The organism is bacterium, assembly GCA_016873475.1.
Classification (GTDB): Bacteria; Krumholzibacteriota; Krumholzibacteriia; order JACNKJ01; family JACNKJ01; genus VGXI01.
The window spans coordinates 1-7,730 of record VGXI01000155.1 but is presented as its reverse complement, the minus strand read 5'-3'; the positions used below and the strand labels follow the sequence as shown (position 1 = coordinate 7,730).

Annotated in this window: 7 protein-coding genes; 4 read left to right on the top strand and 3 right to left on the bottom strand. The window is 70.8% G+C overall.

Annotated features, from left to right (window positions below):
- Positions 1–394, bottom strand: a 394-nt coding sequence (locus FJ251_11640) for a glucose-6-phosphate isomerase (protein MBM4118368.1), incomplete at its 3' end; no start/stop codon positions are given.
- Positions 395–477: 83 nt separating this feature from the next.
- Complete coding sequence (locus FJ251_11635) at positions 478–1,113, bottom strand: rhomboid family intramembrane serine protease (GenBank protein ID MBM4118367.1); 636 nt, start codon at positions 1,111–1,113, stop codon at positions 478–480.
- Positions 1,114–1,297: 184 nt separating this feature from the next.
- On the opposite strand from FJ251_11635, the gene FJ251_11630 reads away from it, so the two are divergent.
- The 4 genes from FJ251_11630 (at position 1,298) to FJ251_11615 (ending at position 6,376) form a co-directional block, all read left to right on the top strand.
- On the top strand, positions 1,298–3,265 hold the full coding sequence (locus FJ251_11630; GenBank protein ID MBM4118366.1) for an ABC-F family ATP-binding cassette domain-containing protein: 1,968 nt from the start codon (positions 1,298–1,300) through the stop codon (positions 3,263–3,265).
- 81 nt (positions 3,266–3,346) lie between these two features.
- Positions 3,347–4,504 (top strand): ATP-binding protein, encoded by a 1,158-nt coding sequence (locus tag FJ251_11625; GenBank protein MBM4118365.1) that lies wholly within the window; start codon positions 3,347–3,349, stop codon positions 4,502–4,504.
- Positions 4,505–4,627: 123 nt separating this feature from the next.
- Positions 4,628–5,674 (top strand): M42 family metallopeptidase, encoded by a 1,047-nt coding sequence (locus FJ251_11620; GenBank protein MBM4118364.1) that lies wholly within the window; start codon positions 4,628–4,630, stop codon positions 5,672–5,674.
- Between the two features lie 105 nt (positions 5,675–5,779).
- On the top strand, positions 5,780–6,376 hold the full coding sequence (locus FJ251_11615; GenBank protein MBM4118363.1) for a hypothetical protein: 597 nt from the start codon (positions 5,780–5,782) through the stop codon (positions 6,374–6,376).
- A gap of 300 nt (positions 6,377–6,676) precedes the next feature.
- On the opposite strand, the gene FJ251_11610 is transcribed toward FJ251_11615, so the two are convergent.
- The coding region (locus FJ251_11610; protein ID MBM4118362.1) for a hypothetical protein at positions 6,677–7,730 on the bottom strand (1,054 nt) is incomplete at its 5' end.

Genomic DNA, 7,730 nt, shown 5'->3' with positions numbered 1-7,730 from the left:
CCATCTGCTCGCCGGCGATGTGGATCTCGGGTCCGAGCGCGCGGCCGCGCGGCCCGCGCAGGAGGAGCCCGCCCGTGGGCCCCGGCTCGGCGAAGGCCTCGATGAGCGCCCGCGCGCCGAGGGTGCTGCCGCCGATGCCGCAGACGACGAGGTGCTTGACCTCGCCGCGCAGCTCGCCCGCGAGGTCCTGGAGCGAGCCGCGCCATTCCTCCGCCCCGACCGGCAGGTCCAGCCAGCCCAGGAAGTCGGCCCCCGGGCAGGTCCTGGCGAGCAGGGCGCGCCGCGCGCCGAGTGCGTTGGCGGCCAGGCGCGGCAGGTCGGCGGCCCAGGGCAGGGCGGCGCCGCCGGGAGAATCGCTGGCCGAGAAGATCTCGAAGCGCAATGCAGCGGACACGGCGGAACTCCTTGCAAGGACAGCTGGGATGGCCCGCGCATTCTGCCACCGCGCGCGACCGTCGCCAAGGGGGATCGCAGCGCCTAGTCGTCCCAGCGGACGGCGGCGGGCCGCGGCGGCCGCCGCCCGCCGAGGAAGACGAGCAGCAGTAGCCCGGCGAGGAAGCCGCCGATGTGCGCGAACCAGGCGACCCCGCCCGCGCCGACGCCGATGCCCAGGCCGAGCAGGCCGTTGATCACCTGGAGGACGATCCACAGGCCCAGCACGAGGGCGGCCGGCAGCTCGACGAACTGCACGATGAAGACAAGAAAGAGCAGGCAGCGCACGCGGGCGTGCGGATAGAGCCGCCAGTAGGCGCCGAGCACGGCGGCCACCGCGCCGCTTGCCCCGACCAGGGGCAGCCCGGAGCCGCGGCTGACGAGGACGTGGCTCAGCGTGGCGAGCACGCCGCCGACGAGATAGAAGAAGAGGAAGCGCCAGTGGCCCAGCCGATCCTCGACGTTGTTGCCGAAGATCCACAGGTACAGCATGTTGCCGCCCAGGTGCAGCAGGCCGCCGTGCATGAACATCGAGGTGAAGAGCGTGAGCAGGGGCAGCGAGCCGATCAGCACCTCCCCGTGACCGGGGATGAGAACGGGCGTGTCGGCGCCGCCGAGCAGCCGCTGCGGGATGAGGCCCCAGACCCAGGCCGAGGCCTCGAGCCCGTAGCCCATCTGCATCAGGTAGCCGATCAGGTTGGTCGCGACGAGCCCGTAGGTCACCCAGGGGCGGCGGTGGGTCGGGTTGGGTCGCTGAGCGGCAGCAGCATGCCCCGCAGGATACACGCCGCCCGCGGCGGCGGCAAGCGCGCCCGGCGCGGGCCCGGCCCATGACAGGGGCCGCGCGCCTTGCTACATTGGGCGCATGCCCCTGGTTAGCCTGAGCGGAATCGACTTCGACTATGGCCGCCTGCCCATCCTGCGCGGCGCCGACCTGGCCTTGGAGCCGGGCCAGCGCGCGGCCATCGTGGGTCGGAACGGCTCGGGCAAGTCCACGCTCTTCGGCATCATCAGCGGGGCGCTCCGGCCCGACCGCGGGGCGGTGGAGAAGGCGCGGCGCCTGCGCATCGCGCACCTCGCCCAGGACCGGGCGCTGGCCGGGGAACTGCCGCTCTTTGCCGCCGTGCGCGGCGAGTGCCGCGAGCTGGTGGCCCTCGAGGAGCGCTGCCATCAAGCTCTGGCCGCGCTGGAGGCGCTGCCGCCCGGCGAGGCGCACGACGCAGCGGCCCTGCGCTATGCCGCGCTCCAGCACGAGTTCGAGACTCGCGGCGGCTACGATCTCGACCAGCGCGTGGCGGCCACGCTCTCGGGCCTCGGCTTCGCGGTGGCGGACTGCGAGCGCCCGGTCGCCAGGCTCTCGGGCGGCGAGCAGCGCGTGGCGGCCCTGGCCGCCGTGCTGCTCCAGGGCGCGGACTTGCTGCTCCTGGACGAGCCGACGAACCACCTCGACCTCAGCGCCATCGAGTGGCTGGAAGGCCATCTCGCGGCCCAGAAGTCGGCGCTGCTGGTGGTGAGCCACGACCGCAGCTTCCTCGGCAATCTCTGCACGATCACCTTCCACCTCAAGGATGCCCAGCTCACGCGCTACAGCGGCGACTACGCCTTCTTCGAGAAGGAGCGCGCGGAGCGCGACCGCCTGGCCCGGATCGCCTACGAGCGGCAGCAGGAGGAGATCGCGCGGAGCGAGGAGTACATCCGCCGCAACATCGTCGGGCAGAAGACCAAGCAGGCGCAGAGCCGGCGGCGGTCTCTGGAGAAGATGGAGCGCCTGGAGCGACCCAGTGACGAGCGCACGCTGCGGGTGCGCCTGAACCCCGCGCGGCGCGGCGGCAACACGGTGCTCGTCGCCGAAGGCCTCGCCAAGCGCTTCGGCGAGAAGCGCCTCTTCGCCGGCCTCGATCTCCAGCTCAGCCGCGGCGAAAAGATCGGCCTCGTGGGACCCAACGGCGCGGGCAAGACCACGCTCGTGCGCATCCTGATGGGCAAGCTGCCGCCGGACACGGGTTCGGTGCGCCTGGGCAAGGACATCGACCTCGGCTTCTTCGACCAGCACCTGGATCTGGTGAGCGACGCGCACACGGTGGAGGCCGAGTTCCGCACCCTCGACCCGACGATGAGCGAGGGCGAGTGCCGCGGCCAGCTCGCGCGCTTCGGCTTCTTCGCCGACGACCTGGACAAGACCGTCGCCATGCTGAGCGGCGGCGAGCGCAACCGGCTCAGCCTGCTCAAGCTCGTCTACCAGCGGCACAACTTCCTCATCCTCGACGAGCCGACGAACCACCTCGACATCCCGGCCACGGAGTCGCTCGAGGAGGCCCTGGCCGCCTATGCGGGCACCCTGCTCGTGATCAGCCACGACCGCAGCCTGCTCGACGGCCTCGTCGAGCGCGTGATCGAGGTGAAGGCAGGCAGCGTGACGGACTTCCCCGGCCGCTGGCGGGAGTTCCTGGCCCGCGGGCAGACGGCGGCACCCGGGCCCTCCGCGCGCCCGCCGACGGAGCGCGCGCCGGCCGCGAGCAACGGGGCGGCGCGGGGGCCGTCGCCGAGCCCGCCCCCGGGGGCGGCGGCGAAGCCCGCGGGTCCCGCGCCTTGGAGCAAGAACCGCCTCGCCCAGCGGCGGCGCGAGCTGGCAGCTCTGGAGACCAGTATCGCGGCGGCTCAGGCGGAGAAGGCCGAGATCGAGACCGCCCTCGCGGGCAGCCATGCGTTGGGCCGCGAGGAGATCATGCGCCTGACCGGCCGGCATCAGGAGCTGGCCGCCGCGCTGGAGCGGCGCGAGGAGCGATGGGCGCGCTGGGCCGAGGAGATCGAGGCCCACGGGGGGCAGGGCTAGGCCCGTCGGCACGGCGAGCGTCGCAGCCAACACCATGAAAATCCAGCTTGCGATGGCGTATTTTCATGGTACTCTGCCGCCATGATTCTGCGCCCATCCCTGGTCAGCGCCCTGCAGCGCGCCCTCGCCCGCAGCCGCGTCGTCGTGCTCACCGGCCCGCGCCAGTGCGGCAAGACGACCCTGGCCCGCGAACTGCTGCCTGCGGACTCGGTCAACTACTTCGACCTCGAAGATCCTGCCAGCCTGGCCCGCCTGGAAGAGCCCATGACGGCGCTCGGCCCGCTGCGGGGATTAGTCGTGATCGACGAGGTGCAGAGGCGGCCGGATCTCTTTCCGGTGCTGCGGGTGCTCGTGGATCGTCGGGGAGCGCCCGCCCGCTTCTTGCTCCTGGGCAGTGCCTCGGGGGATCTCCTGCGTCAGACCGCGGAGAGTCTGGCCGGCAGGCTGGAGCGCGTGACGATGGGCGGCTTCGCGCTGAGCGAAGTCGGCGAGGCGGCGGAGCAGCAGCTATGGCTGCGCGGTGGCTTTCCGCTGTCCTATCTGGCGAAGGGCGAGGCGGGCAGCCTGGCCTGGCGCCGCAGCTTCATCCAAACCCTGCTCGAGCGGGACTTTCCCCAGTGGGGCGTGCGCGTGCCTGCCGCTGCGCTGCGGCGCTTCTGGACGATGCTCGCGCACTACCACGGGCAGATCTGGAACGCGGCTGAACCGGCCCGCGCCCTGGGCGTTAGCGAATCCACCATGCGCCGCCACCTGGACCTGCTGACCGACGCCCTGATGATCCGCCAGCTCCAACCCTACCTGGCGAATCTGAGCAAGCGCCAAGTGAAGGCGCCGAAGATTTACGTGCGCGACAGCGGGCTCCTGCACCAACTGCTCCCCATTGGCTCGCTCAAGGGCATGCTTTCCCATCCAAAGGTGGGGGCTTCCTGGGAGGGCTTCGCCATCGAGCAACTCCTGGCGAGCGAGCCCCATGACGAGGCCTACTTCTGGGCCACACATCAGGGGGCAGAGATCGATCTGATCTTGCGCCGGGGCAGCGCGCTTTTCGGCGTCGAGTGCAAACGCAGCGATGCGCCGCGGATGACGCCGTCGATCCGCAATGCCCTCGAGGAGCTGGGCTTGAAGCGGGTACTCGTGCTCTATCCCGGCGCGAAACGCTATCCGCTGGCGACCGGTGTGGAGGCCGTGCCCCTGGGCGCACTGGCCGGCGGCAGGTCGCTCCTCGCGGGCGGGCGCTGAAGGTTCGGCTTCCGGGCCGTCCGGGCCGCGGCCCCAGCTTCCCCGCTTGTCTCGCGCCGCCCGGCTGGCCTACACTGGCGGCGCCGCCATCACATCCCCACACCTGAGCTTCCGAGGTACCCGATGCCCATCAATTTCGCCCTGCTCAAGGAGCTCTGCGAAGCTCCCGGCGCTCCCGGCCACGAGGAGAGGATCCGCGAGATCGTCATCCGCGAACTCAAGCCCATCGCCGACACGATCACGGTGGACGCCCTGGGGAACGTGATTGCCGTGAAGAAGGGCACGGCCGGCGGCCGCTTCATGATCGCCGGCCACATGGACGAGATCAGCTTCATGGTGAAGCACATCGACGACCGCGGCTTCCTCACCTTCGTGCCCCTGGGCGGCTTCGATCCCAAGACGCTCACCGCGCAGCGCGTGATCGTGCACGGGCGCAAGGATCTGATCGGCGTCATGGGCAGCAAGCCGATCCACGTGATGACCGAGGACGACCGCCGCAAGCCGCCGCGCCTGGAGGACTTCTTCATCGACCTCGGCCTGCCGGTGGACAAGGTGAAGAAGCTCGTCCGCGTGGGCGACGTGGTCACCCGCGAGCGCGACGTCATCCAGATGGGCGAGGTCTACAACGGCAAGAGCTTCGACGACCGTATCGGCGTCTTCGTGATGATCGAGGCCTTCAAGAAGGCGCGCCGCGGGAAGATGGACATCTACGCCGTCGGCACCGTGCAGGAGGAGATCGGCATCCGCGGCGCGATGGTCGCCGCGCACGCGATCGATCCGGACGTGGGCATCGCGCTGGACGTGACGCTGGCCTGCGACGTGCCCTTCACCGACAAGAGCCAGGCGATCAGCGAGCTGGGCAAGGGCGCGGCGATCAAGGCCTACGACGGCTCCGTGGTGCCGAACTGGCGCCTCGTCGACTGGATGCGCTCGCTCTGCGAGACGAAGAAGATCCCCTGGCAGATGGAAGTGCTGCCGGCCGGCGGCACGGACACGGCGGGCATCCAGCGCGCGGGCAAGCGGGGGGGGGCGGCGGGCTGCATCAGCGTGCCCACGCGCTACGTCCACTCGGTGATCGAGATGATCCACCCGAAGGACGTGCAGGCGGCCATCGACCTGCTCGCGGCGATGCTCAAGGACTGCCGCCCCGACCAGTTCAAGCTGCGCTAGGCGGCCCGCGCCGGCCTCGGAAGCGCGCGCGCCGGCCGCGCGGGCGCTTTTCTTTTTCCGCCGGATCGATTATTCTTGTTTGCAGTGTCGAACGAGGAGGTCGTGATGAAGACGCTGGCGCTCGCCGTTCTCGCGCTCCTGCTGCCCGCAAGCGCGCTCGCCCAGTACGAACCCGCAGAAGTGCACGTGGTCGTCTCGCTCGGTGACCACGTCGACGGCCTTACCGCCGCCGAATTCAGAATCGACAATCTGCCGACCGACTTCTGTCCGCGCCGCCCGCGCGGGCGCTTTTCATTGTTCAGAGGCCGTGCTATACTCGGTTTCGCGATCGCGTTCACTGAAGTGCAGTGGGGGCCCCTGGTCCACCTGGGGACGCTCTACTTCACTGCTTGGGAGCCAGTGGGGCCGAACTATGCGATCTTCGTGGCGCCCTCGCTCTCGTCGGGCAATTGCGTCATCGTTGATGAGTTCTACGAGGAGATCCCGGTCAACGGCTGGGAGGCGTGGCATGTCTTCAACTGCACGGGCAACTGGTGCGACTGCCAGCAGCCGGGCAAGAACGCGCGGCGGGGACTGCGGTGGATAGACCCCAGGTTCCACCTCTGGACGACGCCCGACAGCGAGATCTGTTGGCAGGATCTTCCGGTGTATCCCACCGCCAGCTCCGAATCGAGCTGGGGCGCTGTGAAGTCGCTCTACTAGCCGGACTCAGCATGGTGGTGGCTCCAGGGCGGCTTTCCGCCCTGTGGAAAACCCTGTGAATTGTCCTGTGAAGATCCGGGGAAGGCGCGGTGGAGAAGCTCGCCGGGCCGCGCTGAACGCGGTCTCGGGCGTCCGCCCGGCCGGACGAGCGGCGGTTCCGGCCTGTGGAAAAGGCCGGAAATGCCGGTTTCCCCGATGAGGGCTAGGGCCAGCCGCCGAGGGACCTTGCCAAGCCGGCAGCAACCCGCCCCCGGGGCGGGTCGGCCCCCCGCGGCGAGTCCTGCGGAGGCGCGGCGGGCCTCAGCGGAGCATCACCAGCTTGGCCTGCCGCTGCAGGCCCGGCAGGGTCAGGCGCGCCAGGTAGACCCCGCTGGGCAGGGCGCGGCCCTCGCCGTCCCGGCCGTCCCAGGCGAAGCCGGCCGGCCCGGCCGGCAGCGGTCCCTCGTGCAGCAGGGCCAGCTCGCGGCCCGCGATGTCGTAGACGGCCAGGCGCGCCGGTCCCGCCGCGGGCAGTGCGAAGTCCAGCCGCGTGCTCGGGTTGAAGGGATTCGGGAAGGCGCGCAGGGCGACGGCGGCCGGGGCGCCGCCGGTCTCGATCGTCTCGCTGCGCAGCAGCGCCCACTCGCCGCCCGGCTCGCGGCCCTCGAGCGTGTAGCGCCACTCGCCGCCGGCGGCGAGCACGGGGCGCGCGTCCAGGGCCCGCCAGGCCTGCCCCCCCCCGCCCAGCGGAGCGAAGGGGATCTCCGCGGTGGCACCGCCGGTCGCGGGGGCGGCGCTCAGACGCAGGTCCTCGGCGGCCACGGGCTCGGCGAGCAGCCAGTCGACCTGCACGGCGCTGCCCGTCCAGGCGAGCGCGAAGTTGCTCACGGCGACCGGCGTGTCCAGGTTCAAGCGCAGCACGGCGATGCCACCGTAGTCGGCGACGTAGACGACGTGCCGGCCGTCCTGCATGCCAGCGCAGACGTTCCAGGCATTGTGGGTCGTGTCGAAGCTGGCCAGCTCCACGGGAGCGGCCGGGGAGCCGGACTGGTGGAAGCTGCGCACGCCGCCCTCGCCCCGGCTCACATGCAGGTAGCCGTCGGCGAGCTGGAGCCCCGTGACGCCACCCACGCTGAGCGTGGCGACCAGGGCGGGGCTGGTCGGCGGGCTCACGTCGATCACCTGCACGCCCTGGCCGACGACCGCGAGGTAGGCGTAGGCGCCGTCCGGGCTGAGCGCAACGTCGAGCGCCTGACCCGGCGTCGGCCAGTTGGCGATGTGCTGGATGCTGGTGGGATCGGCGACGTTCCAGAGGTTCATACCGTCGGCTTGGTCTGAAGTGACGACAAGACTCCCCGCCTTGTCGATGTTGACA